Source organism: Citrobacter sp. RHB36-C18, from assembly GCF_013814485.1.
GTDB classification, from domain to species: domain Bacteria; phylum Pseudomonadota; class Gammaproteobacteria; order Enterobacterales; family Enterobacteriaceae; genus Citrobacter; species Citrobacter braakii.
Genome location: NZ_CP057125.1, coordinates 4,687,349 through 4,708,192 on the forward strand (window position 1 = coordinate 4,687,349; position 20,844 = coordinate 4,708,192).

16 protein-coding genes, 2 tRNA genes, 3 rRNA genes and 1 pseudogene are annotated in these 20,844 nt (G+C 51.3%); 5 read left to right on the forward strand and 17 right to left on the reverse strand.

Translation table 11 applies throughout. From position 1 onward, the window contains the following. Positions 1-54: 54 nt before the first annotated feature. The gene (locus HVZ52_RS22170; protein ID WP_003028631.1) at positions 55-165 is read left to right on the forward strand and encodes a YshB family small membrane protein; all 111 of its coding nucleotides are present in this window, start codon (positions 55-57) and stop codon (positions 163-165) included. Positions 166-252: 87 nt separating this feature from the next. Here the strand turns inward: HVZ52_RS22170 and hemN are convergent, their stop codons facing one another. The 3 genes and pseudogenes from hemN to HVZ52_RS22185 form a co-directional block, all read right to left on the reverse strand. Continuing rightward, on the reverse strand, positions 253-1,626 hold the full coding sequence (hemN, locus tag HVZ52_RS22175; protein WP_016157864.1) for an oxygen-independent coproporphyrinogen III oxidase: 1,374 nt from the start codon (positions 1,624-1,626) through the stop codon (positions 253-255). Positions 1,627-1,814: 188 nt separating this feature from the next. Beyond that, positions 1,815-2,324 (reverse strand): Der GTPase-activating protein YihI, encoded by a 510-nt coding sequence (yihI, locus tag HVZ52_RS22180; protein ID WP_019077947.1) that lies wholly within the window; start codon positions 2,322-2,324, stop codon positions 1,815-1,817. 105 nt (positions 2,325-2,429) lie between these two features. Further along, positions 2,430-2,678, reverse strand: a pseudogene (locus HVZ52_RS22185) (hypothetical protein). A 209-nt stretch (positions 2,679-2,887) separates the two neighbouring features. Between HVZ52_RS22185 and yihA the strand changes: the two are divergent. Then, positions 2,888-3,520, forward strand: a complete 633-nt coding sequence (yihA, locus tag HVZ52_RS22190; RefSeq protein WP_005121851.1) for a ribosome biogenesis GTP-binding protein YihA/YsxC — start codon at positions 2,888-2,890, stop codon at positions 3,518-3,520. Between the two features lie 333 nt (positions 3,521-3,853). On the opposite strand, the gene polA is transcribed toward yihA, so the two are convergent. Continuing rightward, on the reverse strand, positions 3,854-6,640 hold the full coding sequence (gene polA / locus HVZ52_RS22195) for a DNA polymerase I (RefSeq protein WP_181598705.1): 2,787 nt from the start codon (positions 6,638-6,640) through the stop codon (positions 3,854-3,856). Positions 6,641-6,855: 215 nt separating this feature from the next. Continuing rightward, positions 6,856-7,191 carry a hypothetical protein gene (locus tag HVZ52_RS23110; protein ID WP_239006939.1) on the reverse strand — a complete coding sequence of 112 codons (336 nt, stop codon included), beginning with the start codon at positions 7,189-7,191 and terminating at the stop codon, positions 6,856-6,858. Here HVZ52_RS23110 and HVZ52_RS22200 point away from each other — a divergent pair. Then, positions 7,085-7,945 carry an acyltransferase gene (locus HVZ52_RS22200; RefSeq protein WP_249417964.1) on the forward strand — a complete coding sequence of 287 codons (861 nt, stop codon included), beginning with the start codon at positions 7,085-7,087 and terminating at the stop codon, positions 7,943-7,945. The two genes, HVZ52_RS23110 and HVZ52_RS22200, sit on opposite strands and share 107 nt — an antisense overlap. Before the next feature lie 13 nt (positions 7,946-7,958). Here HVZ52_RS22200 and dsbA read toward each other — a convergent pair whose 3' ends face one another. The 3 genes from dsbA to HVZ52_RS22215 all read right to left on the reverse strand — a co-directional run bounded on the left by dsbA (position 7,959) and on the right by HVZ52_RS22215 (position 9,931). Then, positions 7,959-8,582, reverse strand: coding sequence for a thiol:disulfide interchange protein DsbA (gene dsbA, locus HVZ52_RS22205; protein WP_016155156.1), 624 nt, complete (start codon positions 8,580-8,582; stop codon positions 7,959-7,961). A 16-nt stretch (positions 8,583-8,598) separates the two neighbouring features. Continuing rightward, positions 8,599-9,585, reverse strand: a complete 987-nt coding sequence (locus tag HVZ52_RS22210; protein ID WP_181598707.1) for a serine/threonine protein kinase — start codon at positions 9,583-9,585, stop codon at positions 8,599-8,601. A 76-nt stretch (positions 9,586-9,661) separates the two neighbouring features. Beyond that, positions 9,662-9,931, reverse strand: a complete 270-nt coding sequence (locus HVZ52_RS22215) for a YihD family protein (protein WP_003028616.1) — start codon at positions 9,929-9,931, stop codon at positions 9,662-9,664. Between the two features lie 69 nt (positions 9,932-10,000). Here HVZ52_RS22215 and mobA point away from each other — a divergent pair, with 69 nt between their 5' ends. Then, a complete protein-coding gene (mobA, locus tag HVZ52_RS22220) occupies positions 10,001-10,585 on the forward strand; it encodes a molybdenum cofactor guanylyltransferase MobA (protein WP_016157861.1) in 585 nt (194 codons plus the stop codon). Then, positions 10,567-11,085 (forward strand): molybdopterin-guanine dinucleotide biosynthesis protein MobB, encoded by a 519-nt coding sequence (gene mobB / locus HVZ52_RS22225; protein WP_181598708.1) that lies wholly within the window; start codon positions 10,567-10,569, stop codon positions 11,083-11,085. The genes mobA and mobB overlap by 19 nt, the downstream gene beginning before the upstream one ends. Positions 11,086-11,206: 121 nt before the next feature. Here the strand turns inward: mobB and rrf are convergent. The 9 genes from rrf to pepQ all read right to left on the reverse strand — a co-directional run bounded on the left by rrf (position 11,207) and on the right by pepQ (position 20,753). Further along, a 5S ribosomal RNA gene (gene rrf, locus HVZ52_RS22230) occupies positions 11,207-11,322 on the reverse strand. 98 nt (positions 11,323-11,420) lie between these two features. Then, positions 11,421-14,327: ribosomal RNA gene (locus HVZ52_RS22235) — 23S ribosomal RNA — on the reverse strand. A gap of 208 nt (positions 14,328-14,535) precedes the next feature. Next, positions 14,536-14,611 (reverse strand) — tRNA-Ala (locus tag HVZ52_RS22240). A gap of 108 nt (positions 14,612-14,719) precedes the next feature. Then, positions 14,720-14,796, reverse strand: a tRNA-Ile gene (locus tag HVZ52_RS22245). A gap of 71 nt (positions 14,797-14,867) precedes the next feature. Then, a 16S ribosomal RNA gene (locus tag HVZ52_RS22250) occupies positions 14,868-16,409 on the reverse strand. The 16S, 23S and 5S rRNA genes sit together here with 2 tRNA genes alongside, the layout of an rRNA operon. Positions 16,410-16,760: 351 nt before the next feature. After that, positions 16,761-17,306, reverse strand: a complete 546-nt coding sequence (gene hemG / locus HVZ52_RS22255) for a menaquinone-dependent protoporphyrinogen IX dehydrogenase (protein WP_016157860.1) — start codon at positions 17,304-17,306, stop codon at positions 16,761-16,763. A gap of 11 nt (positions 17,307-17,317) precedes the next feature. Then, entirely contained in the window at positions 17,318-18,769 is a 1,452-nt protein-coding gene (trkH, locus tag HVZ52_RS22260) for a Trk system potassium transporter TrkH (protein ID WP_003017848.1), read from the reverse strand. A 38-nt stretch (positions 18,770-18,807) separates the two neighbouring features. After that, positions 18,808-19,422, reverse strand: a complete 615-nt coding sequence (locus HVZ52_RS22265) for an IMPACT family protein (RefSeq protein ID WP_047499555.1) — start codon at positions 19,420-19,422, stop codon at positions 18,808-18,810. Then, positions 19,422-20,753: a Xaa-Pro dipeptidase gene (gene pepQ / locus HVZ52_RS22270; RefSeq protein ID WP_016155150.1), complete on the reverse strand. Its 1,332-nt coding sequence runs from the start codon at positions 20,751-20,753 to the stop codon at positions 19,422-19,424. The genes HVZ52_RS22265 and pepQ overlap by 1 nt, the downstream gene beginning before the upstream one ends. Positions 20,754-20,844 lie beyond the last annotated feature (91 nt).

The window sequence follows — 20,844 nt, forward strand, 5'->3', positions numbered from 1 at the left end:
TACTGTTCCGATGAGTTAAGTATGATCGTGCCCGGCAAACGGGGGGAAGTCATCATGCTGGAATCAATGATAAATCTGCTATCGAGCGGTGCGGTTGAAAGCCATACGCCACAAACTGCGGTTGCCGCCGTGCTGTGTGCGGCGCTGGTTGGGCTGTTCAGCTAGCGGGTTTGTCGGGTGGCGCTTCGCTTACCCGACCTACGTATTGAGATTTCGTAGGCCCGGTAAGCGAAGCGCCACCGGGCAACCCGGCTAAATAACGCGCGAGAACTGCTGCAAACGCGCTTTCTGGCGCAGATATGCATCGAAGCACATGCAAATATTACGAATCAGCAGACGCCCCTTCGGCGTAACCTGAATCCCCTTCTCATCCACATCCACCAGCCCATCTTTCGCCAGCGGTGCCAGCAGCTTCAGGTCTTCGGCAAAATAGTCAGCGAAGTTCAGATCCCATTGTTGTTCCACGGCGGCATAGTCGAGGCGGAAATTGCAGATCAGGAGCTTAATAACATCCCGACGAATGCAGTCGTCGCGGGTCAGGGCAATTCCGCGCCACAGCGCATTCCCCTGCTCGTCTACCTGCTGGTAATAGTGCTTCAACTCTTTCTGATTCTGCGCGTAGTTGTCGCCAATCATACTGATGGCCGATACGCCCATCCCCAGCAGATCGGTATCCCCCTGGGTGGTATAGCCCTGGAAATTGCGATGCAAAACGCCCTCGCGTTGAGCAATGGCCAGTTCGTCATCCGGGCGGGCAAAGTGATCCATGCCAATGAACTGATAGCCAGTTTCGGTCAGTGAAGAGATGGTCTCCTGCAGGATATCCAGCTTCTGCTGCGCGCTGGGCAGGTCGGCATCTTTAATCTTGCGCTGGGCAGCAAACAGCGTCGGCAGGTGCGCGTAGTTAAAGACGCTCAGACGGTCTGGATTCAGCTCAGCCACGCGTTTCAGGGTAAAGGCGAAGCTCTCTGGCGTCTGTTTTGGCAGGCCATAAATCAGATCGATATTCGTTGAGGTAAAGCCAATCTCCCGCGCATGATTCAGCAGCGCAAAGATAAACTCCTCATCCTGCTCACGGTTCACCAGGCGCTGGACTTCTTTGTTGAAGTCCTGCACTCCCATGCTCAAACGGTTAAAACCTTCAGCGCGTAAATGATCAAGGACATCCAGCTCGATTTCACGCGGATCCACTTCGATCGAGATTTCGGCATCGTCGTTAAAGTTGAAATTGCCACGCAGCAGTGACATCAAACGGCTGATTTGCGCTTTATTCAGATACGTTGGCGTGCCGCCGCCCCAGTGCAGCTGGCTGACATGGCGTCCGGCGAACAGCGGTGCGCGATGGATAATTTCTTGTTCCAGGGCATCGAGATATTGATCTGCTTTATGCTGCTGGCGAGTCACAATCTTGTTGCAGCCACAGAAGTAGCACAGTTTGTGGCAGAACGGGATGTGAACGTACAGCGAGAGCGGACGCTCAGGATAACGCGCCACGGCCTTTAGAAATGCTTCTGTGCCGTAGTCTTCAGAAAACTCCAGCGCGGTCGGGTACGAGGTATATCGTGGCCCGGAATAGTTATATTTCTGGATCAGGGCCAGGTCCCAGTCTATTAACTGCTCTGACATGCTCACTCCTTCCGATGGCGTCTCTGGCGGGTACGGCGTACCGGCTTAACCCCAGTGCGGGTGATAAGCCGGTTGCGCAGCCACTTCTGTCGCCGCGACAACCGCTGTAGTTTAACGAATAACCACACCAGATAACATATAACCGGAAGGGTTATAAGCAGGACGGGAAGACCCACGGTGTAAAACCGTTAGTTGCCGCCTTTCAGCAGACGCATCATGTCTTCCTGCTTTTCTTCCTCTTCCTCTTCTTCCTCGTCATCGTAAGAAAGACCCAGCTTTTGCATCAGCTCATCGATGCGGTCCAGCTTGGCATCAACCCAGGTCTGATCTTCCGCGCTCAGGGTTTCTCCTGCTTCAAGACGCTCCAGCAGCGCATCCAGGCGCTCATCCGTTTCCAGTAAATCCAACTCAGCCTGTGGTGAAAGCATAGGTTTCTCACTCTTCGGTTTGTGCTGTTTGGTGACTTTTTCGGTCACGCCCAATGGAATGGGGTTTTTGCTGCCAATACGAGGATCTTTTTGCTTATTTTGGTTTCCGCCACCAGATGCGCCTTCGCTACCGGACGCACGGCTACCCGCCGCATGACCACGGTGTTTTTTCTGGCGCTTACGGTCGCGAGCTTCCTGATTAATTTCTTCGCGTGTTTTACGACGCGCTTTTGCAGGACCTTTACCGCGTGGTGTAGAAGTTGGTTTCATCATGATTCGTCTTTGGCTGTTTTATTCAGTATATAATTGCGCCGGAATCTAGCAGAAATAAAGAAAAAAGGCGACAGAGTAATCTGTCGCCTTTTTTCCTGACTCTCAACCCTTACGGGCTCTACAATCCCTGTTGGCTATCAACACACCCTGTTTTTCCCTTAGCCTGAAACATTCCGTGTTGTTTCCATTTCCTTTTACTAACGTCTCCAGACGTTTGTCTCCCTGACAATCCTGTGTCTTCGCCTCCTGGCGCTCCTGACCCTCATCCTGAGTCGACTATCCTGTCAGCTTCCTCGCTATGGGCGCTACTTTACCGCTTTGGCTTAAACGTACAAGTAACCTGGGTAACAATTTCGGACTTTAAGAATAGTGCCTTATCTTAACTATATGATTTATTTTAGTTACGTCATTTTTTACTCTGTCATCTCGTATAGAAACTATCGGCAATGTCTCACAAAGTGCGAGGTTTTTACTTACATAGCCTACGCGTCGAAAAACCAGCCTTTTGCTGGGGTTCAGGTATAATCGCTGCAAAGCCCTGATTGATGGAGAGGACTGCTTTGACTAACTTGAATTATCAACAGACGCACTTTGTGATGAGTGCGCCTGATATTCGCCACTTACCTTCCGATACCGGTATCGAAGTGGCTTTTGCTGGCCGTTCCAACGCAGGCAAATCCAGTGCGCTAAATACCCTGACGAATCAAAAGAGTCTGGCGCGTACATCTAAAACGCCGGGTCGTACTCAGCTCATCAACTTGTTTGAAGTCGTTGACGGCAAACGCCTGGTCGATTTGCCAGGATACGGTTATGCCGAAGTTCCGGAAGAGATGAAGCGCAAATGGCAGCGCGCGCTGGCTGAATATCTGGAAAAACGTCAGAGCCTGCAAGGTCTGGTGGTATTGATGGATATTCGTCACCCGCTAAAAGACCTCGACCAGCAGATGATCTTGTGGGCGGTTGAGAGCAACGTGCAGGTTCTGGTACTGCTGACTAAAGCAGACAAGCTGGCCAGCGGTGCGCGCAAAGCCCAGTTGAATATGGTACGTGAAGCCGTACTGGCATTTAACGGTGATGTACAGGTAGAAGCATTTTCATCACTGAAAAAACTGGGCGTGGACAAACTTCGGCAGAAGCTGGATAGCTGGTTTAGTGAACTGGCGCCGATTGAAGAGATGCAGGACGGGGAATAACTCACCGATATGCCGGATAGCGCCGTTGCGCGTCTTATCCGGCCTACAGCCTGTACGAAACTTTTCTTTCGCACAATAAAAAACGCCCCAGTCATTACTGACTGGGGCGGCTAAAATATTCAGCCAAATCCGATTACGTGAAGTAAAAGGTCTGAAAGATAGAACATCTTACCTCTGTACCCTACGTGAATAACTTTACTCTTTTTTGAGCAGCTCAGAAAGCACTTTTTGTAATTTTTTTTCATTCCTTACATAGGGAATTCTAATGGACATCACAAAAAGTTCTATCTTATGTTGCTTAGTTACGAAAAAGGGGCGTTATTCAGTAAACCCTTAATGCGCCTGATCCCAGTTTTCGCCACTACCGACTTCCACCAGCAACGGCACATCAATCTGGGTCTCGTTTTCCATCAGTTGATGGATCTTTTTAGAGACGCTTTCGAGGTCATCTTTATGCACTTCAAACACCAGTTCATCGTGTACCTGCATGATCATGCGCACACGTGGTTGCTCGGTTTGCAGCCATCCGTCCACCGCAATCATGGCGCGTTTGATAATGTCTGCGGCAGTACCCTGCATCGGGGCGTTAATTGCCGCGCGCTCTGCACCAGCGCGACGAGCGCCATTACTGGATTTAATATCCGGTAAATAGAGACGACGCCCTTCCAGCGTTTCGACATAACCTTGCTCTTTTGCCTGTGCACGGGTGCGTTCCATATATTCCAGCACGCCAGGGTAGCGTTCGAAGTAGAGGTCCATGTATTTCTGTGCTTCTTTACGTGGAATATTCAACTGGCGCGCCAAACCAAAGGCACTCATCCCGTAGATCAGACCGAAGTTGATGGCTTTCGCGCTGCGGCGTTGTTCACCAGTCACGGAATCCAGCGGTAAGCCAAAGACTTCCGCCGCCGTTGCGCGGTGAATATCTTTCCCTTCGGCAAATGCGGTAAGCAGACCTTTATCACGCGAGAGATGCGCCATGATACGCAGTTCAATCTGTGAGTAGTCTGCAGAGACAATCACGTAGTCTTCTGGCGCAATAAACGCCTGACGAATACGACGACCTTCGTCATTACGTACCGGGATGTTCTGCAGGTTTGGATCCGTAGATGATAAGCGCCCGGTAGCGGTCACCGCCTGGTGATAGGAGGTGTGAACGCGCCCGGTTTTCTTGTTAATCATCAACGGAAGCTTATCCGTATAGGTCGACTTCAGTTTTGCTAAGCCGCGATATTCCAGGATCACTTTCGGCAATGGGTAATCGAGCGCGAGCTCTTCCAGTACCTCTTCCGACGTTGATGGCGCGCCGCCAGGGGTTTTCTTCAGCGGCTTAATACCCTGCTTTTCAAACAGGATAGTTTGCAATTGTTTGGTGGAAGAGAGGTTAAACGCTTCTCCGGCGATCTCGTGCGCTTTTTGCTCCAGCTCGTTCAAACGCAGCGTCAGCTCTTCTGAATGTTTGTGCAGAACAGCCGGATCGATTTTCACACCATTGCGCTCAACGCGAGACAAAACAGGAACCAGCGGCATATCGATATTTTCAAAGACGTTCAGCGGTCCTTTATGCTGCTGCAATTCTGGCCACATTTTGAGATGGAGCTGTAGCGTAACGTCGGCGTCTTCCGCAGCATAACGTCCGGCTTCTTCCAGCGCTATCTGGTTAAAGGTCAGCTGGTTTTTGCCCTTTCCGGCGATCTCTTCAAAGGTGATGGTTTTATGTTTCAGCCAGCGGTCCGACAGGCTGTCCATATCGTGTCGGCCAGCGACGCTGTTAAGAATGTAGGATTCGAGCATGGTGTCAAAGGTGATACCACGCAGTTCGATGCCATAGTTCGCCAGGATACCGCGATCGTACTTCAGGTTTTGCCCGACTTTATGCGCGTTCTCATCTTCCAGCAGCGGCTTCAGCAATGCCAGCGCGCGGTCGCGAGCGATCTGATCGGGGGCGTCCAGGTAATCGTGGGCAACAGGAACATATGCAGCCACACCCGGTTCAATGGCAAAAGACAGGCCAACCAGATTCGCGGAGATGTTGTCCAGGCTGTCAGTTTCAGTATCGAAGGCAAAGACAGGCGCTTTTTTCAGCTTCGCAATCCACTCTTCCAGCGTCGCTTCATCCAGAATTGTCACATAGTTATCATACGAGAGAACCGTGGCCGGCCCCTCAGGCGTTTCATCGACGCCGATAGTTTCCTGTGGTTTTGCCGCCGGCTTCGTTCCTTTCGCCTGTAGCCATTTACCCGCTTCAACGTCAGTAACCCAACGCTTGAATTCGTACTGTTTAAACAGGCCAAGCAGTTCATCCGCTGCCGGCTGACGTACTTCCAACTGCTCGCAGGTCAACTCCAGTTCAACATCCGTTTTAATGGTAGCTAATTGATAAGAGAGGTACGCTACCTCTTTATTCTGCTCAAGTTTGCCCGCCATAGTTTTCGCACCACGGAAAGTCAGCCCCGCGATTTTGTCTGATTCAGCATAGAGGGTATCCAGCCCCCCCAGCCCCTGCAGCAGAGCCTGCGCTGTTTTTTCACCTACGCCAGGAACGCCAGGGATGTTATCTGAGGAATCCCCCATCAGCGCCAGGAAATCGATGATCAGTTCTGGTGGAACACCATATTTATTCACCACTTCATCCGGGCCGAGGATCGTATTGGTCATGGTGTTGATCAGGGTGATATTCGGCGTCACCAACTGAGCCATATCTTTATCACCGGTACTAATCAGCACCGGACGACCCACCTTCTCTGCTTCCCGCGCCAGCGTACCAATGACATCGTCTGCTTCCACGCCCGAAACGGCCAGCAGTGGCAACCCCATCGCTTTTACCATCGCATGCAGAGGCTCAATCTGCGCACGCAGATCGTCCGGCATGGGTGGGCGGTGTGACTTGTAGTGTTCGAATAACTCATCACGGAAGGTTTTACCCTTAGCGTCGAATACCACCGCAGCATGGGTCGGCTGATATTGCAGAATCAAGCTACGCAGCATGTTGAGGACACCATACATCGCGCCAGTAGGTTCTCCTGCACTGTTAGTCAGCGGCGGGAACGCATGGTATGCGCGATACAGGTAAGAGGAGCCATCTACAAGGATAAGTGGGTTTTCTGGGATCTGAACCATAATGTCCGTGCCTGTTTATCAGATTATGGGTAAAGGATGCCACAGACAGGATGAAAACATGAGTTTTTCGCCGCATTTGTCGAAAAACTTTTGTAGATCTTCTGCTTTGCTCGCAAAGAAGACTGTGGATAACTTTGTGAATAAATAATTTTCAGCTCTTTAAATATAGCAATAAAATTAACACATCACTTATTTTGTACATATATTTCAGAAGCTTAAATAAATGCGTAGCATTTTATTCCATTTATACAGCTTATATCCTGATGTGGATAGATATTCCCTTTTTTTCTATTCAGGGAAGATCCATCATTTGGTTCGTTTTCTGATAAAATCAGCCCCTTGCGCCTCTTTAGCGCACTATCTATGGCTAACCTTTTGAATAATTTAATTATGACGAGAATACTCGCTGCGATAACGCTGTTGCTGAGTATCGTATTGACCATATTGGTCACGATTTTTTGTTCTGTGCCGATCATCCTTGCCGGAGTTGTAAAACTCCTTTTGCCCGTTTCCGTTGTCTGGCGCAAGGTTTCTGTCTTCTGTAATTTCATGATGTACTGCTGGTGTGAAGGTCTGGCGCTATTGCTACACCTCAATCCGCGACTGAAGTGGGATGTCGAGGGGCAGGAAGGTCTTAGCAAGAAAAACTGGTATCTGCTCATTTGTAACCATTACAGCTGGGCTGACATCGTTGTGCTTTGCGTGCTGTTCCGTAAGCACATCCCCATGAATAAATATTTCCTCAAGCAACAACTGGCCTGGGTGCCCTTTATTGGCCTGGCCTGCTGGGCGCTGGATATGCCGTTTATGAAACGCTATTCGCGAGGCTACCTGCTCCGTCATCCAGAACGGCGCGGTAAAGATGTCGAAACAACGCGTCGTTCCTGCGAGAAGTTTCGCGTACACCCGACAACTATTGTGAATTTTGTCGAAGGTTCACGTTTTACCAAAGAGAAATGTGAGCAAACCCGCTCTCCTTATCAAAACTTGCTCCCTCCAAAGGCGGCCGGTATTGCGATGGCATTGAACGTACTGGGGTCACAGTTCGATAAAATGTTGAACGTCACGTTGTGCTATCCGGAAAACAGCAGCCGACCGTTCTACGATATGCTGAGCGGTAAGCTAACGCGTATTGTCGTGCGGGTAAATCTGGAGCCAATTCATGAAGAGTTGCACGGTGATTACGTGAACGATAAGGGATTCAAGCGTCGGTTTCAGCTATGGCTTAATACGCTGTGGAGTGAGAAAGACGCGCAGCTCGACGCGATTAAAGCCTCATATGAAAAAGCCGGTCAGCACAAGTGACCGGCTTTTGCTTTTACTTCTGACCAACCAGATACTTCACAGTATCCGCATACTGTTGTACAAAGATATCCATGCTGCTGGTATCCATGCCCTGCGGATTTACCTGATATTTGCCATTCACGAACATTGCCGGAACGCCCTGCAGCTGTAAATCAGCCGCCGCTTTTTCCTGCTGCGCCACGAGTGATTTCACCACGAAGCTGTTCCATGCCGCATCATAGTCTTCACCTTTAATACCCGCGTCGACAAACACTTTACGGATATCAGCTACAGACTGAACGGTCTGGGTTTTCTGAACCCCTTCAAACAACGGAACGGTTACTTGATCTTCAACGCCCAGCGCCATAGCAACGGCCCAAGCTTGCGTCAGATCTTTGCCCAACGGCCCCAGAAACTCGACGTGGTACTTGGTCATCTTGGTGCCTTCAGGCAGTTTTTTCTTCACGTTATCAGAGACGTGAAGAACTTCTTCAAACTGATAGCAGTGCGGGCAGTAGAAGGAGAAGAACTCCAACACTTGCGGTTCTCCCGCAACAGGCTTTTCCAGAGTGATGTATTGTTTGCCATCCTGGAACTGCGCTGCAGATGCGCTAAAAGCTAAAACCATACCAGCCAGCGCCAGCCATAATTTTTTCATGTTCAAATTTCTCCGATTAATACATTGGCGTTAATTGTAAGGGGGGCTCTTGCAGAATTTTTACCTGCTCAATAAAGGTCGCGGTCTGACGATGCCAGTAATCTTCCCCGGTTAACCACGGGAAGTTTTTTGGAAACGCAGGGTCAGCCCAACGTCGAATTAGCCAGGCAAGATAATAAACTAAACGCATAGCGCGTAAAGGTTCTATCAGTCCGATTTCAGAGGTGTCGAACTCACTAAACTCTTCATAAGCCTCGATAATGGTTTCAAGCTGCATGCGTTGTTCAGCTTTATCGCCATTGAGGAGCATCCATAAATCCTGAACAGCCGGGCCATTGCGGGCATCATCTAAATCGACAAACATCGGACCATCGCGCCACAGAATATTACCGGCATGACAATCACCGTGCAGACGTAACGTGGTAAAACGTGCATGCCAGCGTTCGGTAACGACCGCGATAAGCGCATCCGTTGCCTTCAGGAAAGCCGCTTTTTGCCCTGATGGGATCAACTGTGCGTGTTCAAAAAGCTTACGCGGCTCAGTCAGGTATTCTTCAAGGCCAATCGTCGGGCGAAAGGCAAAAGTACGCTTGCATCCGGTCTGATGCATACGCCCCAGATAGCGCCCCACCGCCTCCATCTGATCGATATTGTCGGCCTCAAACTGCCGCCCGCCGACGCTGGGGAAGATCGCATAATGGAAACCCTGATGGCTTAACAGCGTTTGGCCGCTTAGTACCAGCGGTGCAGCTACCGGGACTTCATCGCTTACCAGTTCCAGAGCAAACTGGTGCTCTTCCTGGATCTGCTCGACAGACCAACGTTCAGGGCGATAAAACTTAACGACAAAGCGTCGACGGTCTTCGTCCTGGAATTGATAGACACGGTTTTCATAGCTGTTAAGCGGGGTAAGCCCGGAGTCCACCCGGATCCCCTGCTCAAACAGTGCATCCATGATGGTATCCGGGTGTAGCGTCTGGAAATTAAAAGCGTTGTCGTTCATCCCATCATCCGGAAAATACTACGAATGATTCAGGATATCATTTCGCAGCGCTTTCGGTGGTGGCGATTACAAGCTTTTACTCTTTAATTACGCCACGTGCGCGGAGTAGTGCGGTTTTAAAATCTTCTTCATAATCTTTCTGAATACCTGGGATGACGGCGTCTTTCGCCGAGTCACGCATTTTCAGGTGATAGATCAGAATGTCATCAGTTAAATCCGCCAGTTCGCCGTCAAAACCTGACTCTTGCGCCAGTTTCTGTAAAAATTGCATCAGGTTAAGATCGGGTTCCTTCTGCCAGGCCGGCTGGAGGAGTTCAATAACTTCATTCAGACGTTTACATTTCATGGTTGTGCTCCTTAGGCTCAATACAGATACGTTAGCAGGGTCAATCCCACATTAAAAGAGGCGATATCAGTGATTCTGGATAGTGCAATAACAGGGGTTGTGCTGGCAGGCGGTAAGGCCAGACGGATGGGCGGAACCGATAAAGGTCTGCTTGAGCTGGACGGTAAACCTCTTTGGCGGCACGTAGCCGATACCCTCGCTTTACAGGTCGAAACCGTGGTGGTTAATGCCAATCGCCACCGGGATATTTACCAACAAAGCGGCCTGAAAGTTATCCCTGATTCATTGGCCGATTTCCCTGGCCCACTGGCCGGGATGCTATCGGTATTCCTGCAGCAAGCGGGGGAGTGGTTTCTGTTCTGCCCGTGCGATATGCCCTATATTCCTCACGATCTGGTCAAACGTTTGAAGGAACAGCGCAAAGCTGCACCGGTTGTCTGGGTGCATGATGGGGAAAGAGATCATCCGACCATTGCGCTAATGCACCGCACCATGCAACCCTTGCTACAGGATTATCTTCAGTCCGGTGAAAGACGCGTCATGGTCTTTATGCGCCAGGCTGGCGGTCATGCTGTCGATTTCAGCGATCATAAAGATGCGTTCGTGAACGTGAACACCCCTGAAGAACTTGCAAAATGGCAGGACAAATCATGATCCCATTACTCGCTATAGCAGCATGGAGTGGAACGGGAAAAACTACGCTGCTTAAAAAATTGATCCCGGAGCTACGTGCCAGAGGCATTCGTCCCGGATTGATTAAGCATACTCATCACAATATGGATGTTGATAAGCTCGGCAAAGATAGCTATGAGCTACGCAAAGCCGGTGCAGCGCAAACCCTGGTCGCCAGCCAGCAGCGTTGGGCATTAATGGTAGAAACCCCGGAAGAGCCTGAACTGGATTTAGCGTACCTGGTAAGCAGGATGGATGGTTCTACACTGGATATGGTGTTGGTTGAGGGCTTTAAGCATGAACCTGTTGCTAAGATCGTTCTTTTTCGCGACGGTTGCGGGCACAGTCCAGAGGACCTGGCGATAGACAACTATGTTATCGCGGTTGCCAGTGATATTCCGCTTGCGGTGGATGTTCCATTGTTAGATATCAACGATATACAGCAAGTTGCCGATTTTGTTACGCAATGGATAAGTAGATAGCTGCTGTGTCGTGATACGCCTTTGTAGGCCGGATAAGGCGGGAGGTCACCTCCGGCAGTTCTCACTCCCTGCAGACGCAAAAAAGCCCATCCGGCAGGATGGGCTTCTTCACTTGTTTGATGCCTGGCAGTTCCCTACTCTCGCATGGGGAGACCCCACACTACCATCGGCGCTACGGCGTTTCACTTCTGAGTTCGGCATGGGGTCAGGTGGGACCACCGCGCTACAGCCGCCAGGCAAATTCTGTTTATCAACACACCTCTCGGGCCTGTCGATGTAATCTGTAATCAAGCTGAATTTCGATGTCTCTTTCGCCAAAACATCTTCGGCGTTGTAAGGTTAAGCCTCACGGTTCATTAGTATCGGTTAGCTCAACGTATCGCTACGCTTACACACCCGACCTATCAACGTCGTCGTCTTCAACGTTCCTTCAGGACCCTTAAAGGGTCAGGGAGAACTCATCTCGGGGCAAGTTTCGTGCTTAGATGCTTTCAGCACTTATCTCTTCCGCATTTAGCTACCGGGCAATGCCATTGGCATGACAACCCGAACACCAGTGATGCGTCCACTCCGGTCCTCTCGTACTAGGAGCAGCCCCCCTCAATTCTCCAGCGCCCACGGCAGATAGGGACCGAACTGTCTCACGACGTTCTAAACCCAGCTCGCGTACCACTTTAAATGGCGAACAGCCATACCCTTGGGACCTACTTCAGCCCCAGGATGTGATGAGCCGACATCGAGGTGCCAAACACCGCCGTCGATATGAACTCTTGGGCGGTATCAGCCTGTTATCCCCGGAGTACCTTTTATCCGTTGAGCGATGGCCCTTCCATTCAGAACCACCGGATCACTAAGACCTGCTTTCGCACCTGCTCGAGCCGTCACTCTCGCAGTCAAGCTAGCTTATGCCTTTGCACTAACCTCCTGATGTCCGACCAGGATTAGCTAACCTTCGTGCTCCTCCGTTACTCTTTAGGAGGAGACCGCCCCAGTCAAACTACCCACCAGACACTGTCCGCAACCCGGATTACGGGTCTACGTTAGAACACCAGCCATTAAAGGGTGGTATTTCAAGGTTGGCTCCATGCAGACTGGCGTCCACACTTCAAAGCCTCCCACCTATCCTACACATCAAGGACCAGTGTTCAGTGTCAAGCTATAGTAAAGGTTCACGGGGTCTTTCCGTCTTGCCGCGGGTACACTGCATCTTCACAGCGAGTTCAATTTCACTGAGTCTCGGGTGGAGACAGCCTGGCCATCATTACGCCATTCGTGCAGGTCGGAACTTACCCGACAAGGAATTTCGCTACCTTAGGACCGTTATAGTTACGGCCGCCGTTTACCGGGGCTTCGATCAAGAGCTTCTCCTTACGGATAACCCCATCAATTAACCTTCCGGCACCGGGCAGGCGTCACACCGTATACGTCCACTTTCGTGTTTGCACAGTGCTGTGTTTTTAATAAACAGTTGCAGCCAGCTGGTATCTTCGACTGATTTCAGCTCCATGAGTAAATCACTTCACCTACATATCAGCGTGCCTTCTCCCGAAGTTACGGCACCATTTTGCCTAGTTCCTTCACCCGAGTTCTCTCAAGCGCCTTGGTATTCTCTACCTGACCACCTGTGTCGGTTTGGGGTACGATTTTGTGTTACCTGATGCTTAGAGGCTTTTCCTGGAAGCAGGGCATTTGTTACTTCAGCACCGTAGTGCCTCGTCATCACACCTCAGCGTTAACAAGACTCCGGATTTACCTGGAATCTCCGCCTACATGCTTAAACCGGGACAACCGTCGCCCGGCTAACATAGCCTTCTCCGTCCCCCCTTCGCAGTAACACCAAGTACAGGAATATTAACCTGTTTCCCATCGACTACGCCTTTCGGCCTCGCCTTAGGGGTCGACTCACCCTGCCCCGATTAACGTTGGACAGGAACCCTTGGTCTTCCGGCGTGCGGGTTTTTCACCCGCATTATCGTTACTTATGTCAGCATTCGCACTTCTGATACCTCCAGCATGCCTCACAGCACACCTTCAACGGCTTACAGAACGCTCCCCTACCCAACAACACATAGTGTCGCTGCCGCAGCTTCGGTGCATGGTTTAGCCCCGTTACATCTTCCGCGCAGGCCGACTCGACCAGTGAGCTATTACGCTTTCTTTAAATGATGGCTGCTTCTAAGCCAACATCCTGGCTGTCTGTGCCTTCCCACATCGTTTCCCACTTAACCATGACTTTGGGACCTTAGCTGGCGGTCTGGGTTGTTTCCCTCTTCACGACGGACGTTAGCACCCGCCGTGTGTCTCCCGTGATAACATTCTTCGGTATTCGCAGTTTGCATCGGGTTGGTAAGTCGGGATGACCCCCTAGCCGAAACAGTGCTCTACCCCCGAAGATGAGTTCACGAGGCGCTACCTAAATAGCTTTCGGGGAGAACCAGCTATCTCCCGGTTTGATTGGCCTTTCACCCCCAGCCACAAGTCATCCGCTAATTTTTCAACATTAGTCGGTTCGGTCCTCCAGTTAGTGTTACCCAACCTTCAACCTGCCCATGGCTAGATCACCGGGTTTCGGGTCTATACCCTGCAACTTAACGCCCAGTTAAGACTCGGTTTCCCTTCGGCTCCCCTATTCGGTTAACCTTGCTACAGAATATAAGTCGCTGACCCATTATACAAAAGGTACGCAGTCACCCCATAAAGAGGCTCCCACTGCTTGTACGTACACGGTTTCAGGTTCTTTTTCACTCCCCTCGCCGGGGTTCTTTTCGCCTTTCCCTCACGGTACTGGTTCACTATCGGTCAGTCAGGAGTATTTAGCCTTGGAGGATGGTCCCCCCATATTCAGACAGGATACCACGTGTCCCGCCCTACTCTTCGAGTTCACAACACATGCACTTTTGTGTACGGGACTATCACCCTGTACCGTCGGACTTTCCAGACCGTTCCACTACCACACATGCTGATTCAGACTCTGGGCTGCTCCCCGTTCGCTCGCCGCTACTGGGGGAATCTCGGTTGATTTCTTTTCCTCGGGGTACTTAGATGTTTCAGTTCCCCCGGTTCGCTTCATTACGCTATGTATTCACGTAATGATAGTGTGACGAATCACACTGGGTTTCCCCATTCGGAAATCGCCGGTTATAACGGTTCATATCACCTTACCGACGCTTATCGCAGATTAGCACGTCCTTCATCGCCTCTGACTGCCAGGGCATCCACCGTGTACGCTTAGTCGCTTAACCTCACAACCCGAAGATGTTTCGTAAAACACTTCAGTGTTGCGAAAATTTGAGAGACTCGAACACACCGCTTTTCATTTCTTGTTTACGGAGAAATGAAACAGTGTGTCGTTTCAATTTTCAGCTTGATCCAGATTTTTAAAGAGCAAAACTTCGCAGTGAACCTTTTCAGGTACACTCTGAAGTTTTCTTGTGTTTTTGCAGTAAGGAATGGTGGAGCTATGCGGGATCGAACCGCAGACCTCCTGCGTGCAAGGCAGGCGCTCTCCCAGCTGAGCTATAGCCCCATCGTAGTTAAATCTCGTTTAACCTTAATTTCTGTTGAGGCAAGGCGTGGTGACGCGAAGCATACTGAAGTATGTGAGCGTCGCCGCAACGCAGCATCAGCAGAAATTTGGTAGGCCTGAGTGGACTTGAACCACCGACCTCACCCTTATCAGGGGTGCGCTCTAACCACCTGAGCTACAAGCCTGCAGAGATTTTCTTACTGCTAATTTTCATCAGACAATCTGTGTGAGCACTACAAAGAACGTTTCTTTAAGGTAAGGAGGTGATCCAACCGCAGGTTCCCCTACGGTTACCTTGTTACGACTTCACCCCAGTCATGAATCACAAAGTGGTAAGCGCCCTCCCGAAGGTTAAGCTACCTACTTCTTTTGCAACCCACTCCCATGGTGTGACGGGCGGTGTGTACAAGGCCCGGGAACGTATTCACCGTGGCATTCTGATCCACGATTACTAGCGATTCCGACTTCATGGAGTCGAGTTGCAGACTCCAATCCGGACTACGACATACTTTATGAGGTCCGCTTGCTCTCGCGAGGTCGCTTCTCTTTGTATATGCCATTGTAGCACGTGTGTAGCCCTACTCGTAAGGGCCATGATGACTTGACGTCATCCCCACCTTCCTCCAGTTTATCACTGGCAGTCTCCTTTGAGTTCCCGGCCGGACCGCTGGCAACAAAGGATAAGGGTTGCGCTCGTTGCGGGACTTAACCCAACATTTCACAACACGAGCTGACGACAGCCATGCAGCACCTGTCTCAGAGTTCCCGAAGGCACCAAAGCATCTCTGCTAAGTTCTCTGGATGTCAAGAGTAGGTAAGGTTCTTCGCGTTGCATCGAATTAAACCACATGCTCCACCGCTTGTGCGGGCCCCCGTCAATTCATTTGAGTTTTAACCTTGCGGCCGTACTCCCCAGGCGGTCGACTTAACGCGTTAGCTCCGGAAGCCACGCCTCAAGGGCACAACCTCCAAGTCGACATCGTTTACGGCGTGGACTACCAGGGTATCTAATCCTGTTTGCTCCCCACGCTTTCGCACCTGAGCGTCAGTCTTTGTCCAGGGGGCCGCCTTCGCCACCGGTATTCCTCCAGATCTCTACGCATTTCACCGCTACACCTGGAATTCTACCCCCCTCTACAAGACTCTAGCCTGCCAGTTTCGGATGCAGTTCCCAGGTTGAGCCCGGGGATTTCACATCCGACTTGACAGACCGCCTGCGTGCGCTTTACGCCCAGTAATTCCGATTAACGCTTGCACCCTCCGTATTACCGCGGCTGCTGGCACGGAGTTAGCCGGTGCTTCTTCTGCGAGTAACGTCAATCACTGCGGTTATTAACCACAATGCCTTCCTCCTCGCTGAAAGTACTTTACAACCCGAAGGCCTTCTTCATACACGCGGCATGGCTGCATCAGGCTTGCGCCCATTGTGCAATATTCCCCACTGCTGCCTCCCGTAGGAGTCTGGACCGTGTCTCAGTTCCAGTGTGGCTGGTCATCCTCTCAGACCAGCTAGGGATCGTCGCCTAGGTGAGCCGTTACCCCACCTACTAGCTAATCCCATCTGGGCACATCCGATGGCAAGAGGCCCGAAGGTCCCCCTCTTTGGTCTTGCGACGTTATGCGGTATTAGCTACCGTTTCCAGTAGTTATCCCCCTCCATCGGGCAGTTTCCCAGACATTACTCACCCGTCCGCCACTCGTCACCCAAGGAGCAAGCTCCTCTGTGCTACCGTTCGACTTGCATGTGTTAGGCCTGCCGCCAGCGTTCAATCTGAGCCATGATCAAACTCTTCAATTTAAGTTTGATGCTCGTGAATTAAACTTCGTAATGAATTACGTGTTCACTCAGAGACTTGGTATTCATTTTTCGTCTTGCGACGTTAAGAATCCGTATCTTCGAGTGCCCACACAGATTGTCTGATAAATTGTTAAAGAGCAGTGCCGCTTCGCTTTTTCTCAGCGGCGCGGGGTGTGCATATTACGCCATCCCGCTGCAGAGTCAAGCGTTTATTTTCGCTTTTCTCCGCTGACCCGGCAGCTTGTAATCCGTTGTTCCGTGTCAGTGGAGGCGCATTATAGGGAGTTATTTCAGGCTGACAAGGGGAAATTTAAAATAATCTTCCGAGTGCGTATTTTTTATTCTTTGTGCTTATTTTGACAACGTTTTGTGGGTTAATTGGGCGATTTCCCGCGCAAAATCCGCGACCTGTTCCCAATCGGTATACACCACTTCTTTATTGGTATCAGTTTCACCGCCTGACATCTTCATTATCAGTTGGATCATAACGCGGTCATACCAGCGATAGCGGGGATACAGCAAAGCGCCAGCAATAACCGCACTGCGATCAGGCCGCCACGGCGAACTCATCAGGAACTTACGCGCATAGCTGTTAGTTTGCGGCGTGCGTTTCTCCGGTTTACGGGCAACCAGGTTTACGGAGTAGAAGGCACTCGGCATCGCGTTCAGCCGCGTGGCATGCTTTTTCACAAACTCCTGAAAAGCTGCATGGTAATGACCATAGCGAATCGAGGCGCCAATCACCACGCTGTCATAATGTTGCCAGTCAGGCTCCGCGGTACGATGCAAATTAACGACATCCGCCCAAACGCCCAGCTCTTTGAGTTCAGAAGCCAGATACTCGGCGATTTCACGCGTTTGTCCGTCCCGGGAAGAAAAAAGAATCAGTGTTTTCACGTGTTACTCCATTATTCACGCCAGAAAGTAGGGGTAAAGAGTACCAGCAGGGTAAAGACCTCCAGACGACCAAACAGCATATTGGCAATCAGGATCCACTTCGCCACGGGGTTCATACTGGCAAAGTTGTCGGCGACAACCCCCAGCCCTGGCCCCAGGTTATTCAGCGTCGCCACAACAGAGGCAAACGCGGAGAAGTCATCAACACCGGTCGCAATAATCGCCAGCATACTGATAATAAAGACCAGCGCATAGGCAGAGAAGAATCCCCACACAGCTTCAAGGATTCGCTCCGGCAAAGCACGGTTACCCAGCTTGATACTGTAAACCGCATTCGGGTGGACCAGTCGTTTCAATTCGCGGTTACCCTGCTTAAACAGCAACAGGATTCGAATCACCTTCAAGCCACCGCCCGTCGACCCGGCACAGCCGCCAATAAAAGCAGAACATAGCAACAGCACCGGCAGGAACAGCGGCCAGCGGGCAATACTGTCCGTAGTAAATCCGGCGGTCGTCGCCATCGATACCACCTGAAAAAAAGCCTGGTTGATGGTCGTGAGTGCCGAACCGTAGGTATTGTGTATCCACAGCACCAGCGTACAGACAGCCACCAGCGTCAGCTGCACCCCAATGAACATGCGGAATTCTGGATCGCGCCAGTAGACCTTCAGGCTGCGACCGCTGAGTAAAGAGAAGTGCAGACCATAGTTACAACCGGAGATCAGCAAGAAGATAGCAATAATGGTGTTAATCGTGGGACTGTCGAAATACCCCACGCTGGCATCGTGTGTGGAAAAGCCGCCGATGGCTATCGTAGCAAAGCTGTGCCCAATAGCGTCAAACGCGGGCATCCCGGCAAACCATAGCGCCAGCGCACACGCCACCGTCAGTAATACATAGATAAGCCACAGCGTTTTCGCCGTTTCGGCAATACGCGGACGCATTTTGTTATCTTTCAGCGGGCCCGGCATTTCTGCCCGGTAGAGCTGCATCCCACCGACGCCAAGAATAGGCAGAATAGCCACCGCCAGCACGATGATCCCCATCCCGCCGAACCATTGCAGCATCTGTCGATAAAAGAGGATAGCGTGTGGCAATGAATCCAGCCCCACCAGCGTTGTCGCCCCCGTGGTGGTTAATCCGGAGAAGGATTCAAAAAAAGCGTCGGTTATCGTGAGGTTAGGGCTTTCCGCAAAGATGAACGGTAGCGCACCCACGCTACCCAGCACGGTCCAGAACAAAACGACAATCAGAAACCCTTCGCGCGATTTCAGCTCGCCCTTCTCTTTACGGTTTGGCCACCACAGCATGGAGCCGATCGCCAGAGCAACGAAGAAAGTTTGAGTAAACGCACGCCCTGCCCCATCGCGGTAGATGAGCGCTACCAGTCCGGGGATAATCATTGTCCCCGAGAATAAGATGACCAGTAGTCCAACGATTCGGGTGATGGCGCGAAAATGCATCTCTGCCGCTTCCTTAGTTCTTTAAAATGAGGTGGGGATTATTCTTCAATCGCTAACAATTGCAATGAACCACGACTAAAATCCGCCAGTTTTGCCGAAAATTCATCCACTTTGGCATAAGGAAGCGCCACCCTGAGCCGAACAAAAGCCTGGTAATCACTGGCAACAACTTTACCGTCAAACTGCCCCAGCAAAGCTTCAATGCCTGCCAGCTGACCGTACTCACACTGCAAAGTATATTCGGTTAATGGCGTCTTGCGCTGCGTCGTTAACTGACGCAACGCCTGATTCACGCCGCCACCGTAGGCTTTCACTAGCCCACCCGTACCCAGAAGGATACCGCCGTAGTAGCGCACCACCACCGCGGTAATCTCACCGATGCCACTCCCCATCAGCTGCGCGAGCATCGGTTTGCCTGCCGTACCAGCCGGTTCGCCATCGTCTGAAAATCCCAACTGCTGCGAGTCATTGGGCGCGCCCGCCACCCACGCCACACAATGGTGGCGGGCGTCCGGGTGTTCCATTTTGACTGACTCAACAAACGCTTTCGCCGCTTCTACGCCGTCCGTATGGGCGAGCAGCGTAATGAAGCGGCTTTTTTTGATCTCTTCAACGACGCTTACCGGCGCCGCAGGGATTAACCAACTGTCCATTACGCCAGTTTTAAATCCCGTGTCATGTTTTCGATATTGTTCTCGTGGACCACCACGTTATCTTCAATACGAATACCGCCGAACGGTTTCAGGGCTTCAATTTTCTGCCAGTTGAAGTGTTTGCTGAACTGCCCTTCACGCCACGGCGCCAACAGCGATTCAATGAAGTAGATGCCCGGTTCGATGGTCAGGACCATGCCCGGTTGCAGCACGCGGGTGCAACGCAGGTAAGGATACTTCGACGGTGCGGCCAGATGCGTACCGCTGTCATCTTGCATAAAGCCAGCGACATCGTGTACCTGCAGGCCCAGCGGGTGACCAATGCCATGCGGCATAAACGGCCCGGTAAGATCGTTTTCCACCATCGCCTCTTCACTCATATCGGTGATGATTTGATGCTTACGCAGCAGCTTCGCGATGCGCTGATGGAACTGAATGTGATAATCCACGTAGCTGGTGCCCGCTTTCATAGTGGCAATCAGCGCCAGTTGCTCGTCATTCACATCCTTCACCAGATGCGCATAGTCGTTGTCGCTTTTCGCCGACCACGTACGCGTCAGGTCTGCTGCATAGCCGTTGTATTCCGCACCGGCGTCCAGCAGGAAACTGCGGATTTCAGACGGAGCCTGATGATCCAGCCTGGTGTAATGCAGAACCGAAGCATGCTCGTTAAGCGCAACAATGTTGCTGTACGGCACGTCGGTGTCGCGATGACCGGTAGCAGTCAGGTAAGCGAGGTTGATGTCAAACTCGCTCATCCCGGAACGGAACGCTTCTTCCGCGGCACGGTGTCCATTCACCGCCATTTTCTGTGCTTCGCGCATACAGGCCAGTTCGTAATCTGTTTTGTAAGCACGATAATAATGCAGGTAGTCGATAACCCCTTTCGGGTTGATATTACTGGCCGCGATGTCCAGCTGCAGCGCGCGTTCCGGAACCGGACCGATGTAACCGATATTGCCGCGAGCAGCAGGCAGTTGGCTACCGATACCATCAGCTTTTGGCAGCGCGATGATCTCAATTTCTTCCGTCCAGAAGGAGGTCGGCAGCGGCTCAACGTTGTGCCAGTAATCGACCGGCAGGTAGAACCACAATTTCGGCTTATTCACGCCATCCACCAGCAACCAGCAGTTAGGAACCTGCGTTACAGGCACCCAGGCTTTGAATTGCGGATTGACCTTAAACGGGTAGGGATGATCGTCGAGAAAGACGTTAACAAGTTCTCCTGAGTGAATAAGTAACGCATCCAGCTTGAAGCGCTCCAGCGCGTCGCGCGTCCGTTCTTGTAGGGTAACGATATGATTTTTATAGAGTGCGGCCAGTGATTCCATTTTCTATCCTTCTGTTTTTTTGACCTCAAGTGTCCGCATCTTAGCACATCGTTTTGCGAGTGCGTGATTTCTGCCGAGCGTGATCAAATCG

Coding starts and splice junctions, on each gene's coding strand:
- HVZ52_RS22170 (WP_003028631.1), top strand. CDS start 55: ATGCTGGAATCAATGATAAATCTGCTATCGAGCGGTGCGGTTGAAAGC.
- hemN (WP_016157864.1), bottom strand. CDS start 1,626: ATGTCAGAGCAGTTAATAGACTGGGACCTGGCCCTGATCCAGAAATAT.
- yihI (WP_019077947.1), bottom strand. CDS start 2,324: ATGAAACCAACTTCTACACCACGCGGTAAAGGTCCTGCAAAAGCGCGT.
- polA (WP_181598705.1), bottom strand. CDS start 6,640: ATGGTTCAGATCCCAGAAAACCCACTTATCCTTGTAGATGGCTCCTCT.
- HVZ52_RS23110 (WP_239006939.1), bottom strand. CDS start 7,191: ATGAAATTACAGAAGACAGAAACCTTGCGCCAGACAACGGAAACGGGC.
- dsbA (WP_016155156.1), bottom strand. CDS start 8,582: ATGAAAAAATTATGGCTGGCGCTGGCTGGTATGGTTTTAGCTTTTAGC.
- HVZ52_RS22210 (WP_181598707.1), bottom strand. CDS start 9,585: ATGAACGACAACGCTTTTAATTTCCAGACGCTACACCCGGATACCATC.
- HVZ52_RS22215 (WP_003028616.1), bottom strand. CDS start 9,931: ATGAAATGTAAACGTCTGAATGAAGTTATTGAACTCCTCCAGCCGGCC.
- mobB (WP_181598708.1), top strand. CDS start 10,567: ATGGCAGGACAAATCATGATCCCATTACTCGCTATAGCAGCATGGAGT.
- trkH (WP_003017848.1), bottom strand. CDS start 18,769: ATGCATTTTCGCGCCATCACCCGAATCGTTGGACTACTGGTCATCTTA.
- HVZ52_RS22265 (WP_047499555.1), bottom strand. CDS start 19,422: ATGGACAGTTGGTTAATCCCTGCGGCGCCGGTAAGCGTCGTTGAAGAG.
- pepQ (WP_016155150.1), bottom strand. CDS start 20,753: ATGGAATCACTGGCCGCACTCTATAAAAATCATATCGTTACCCTACAA.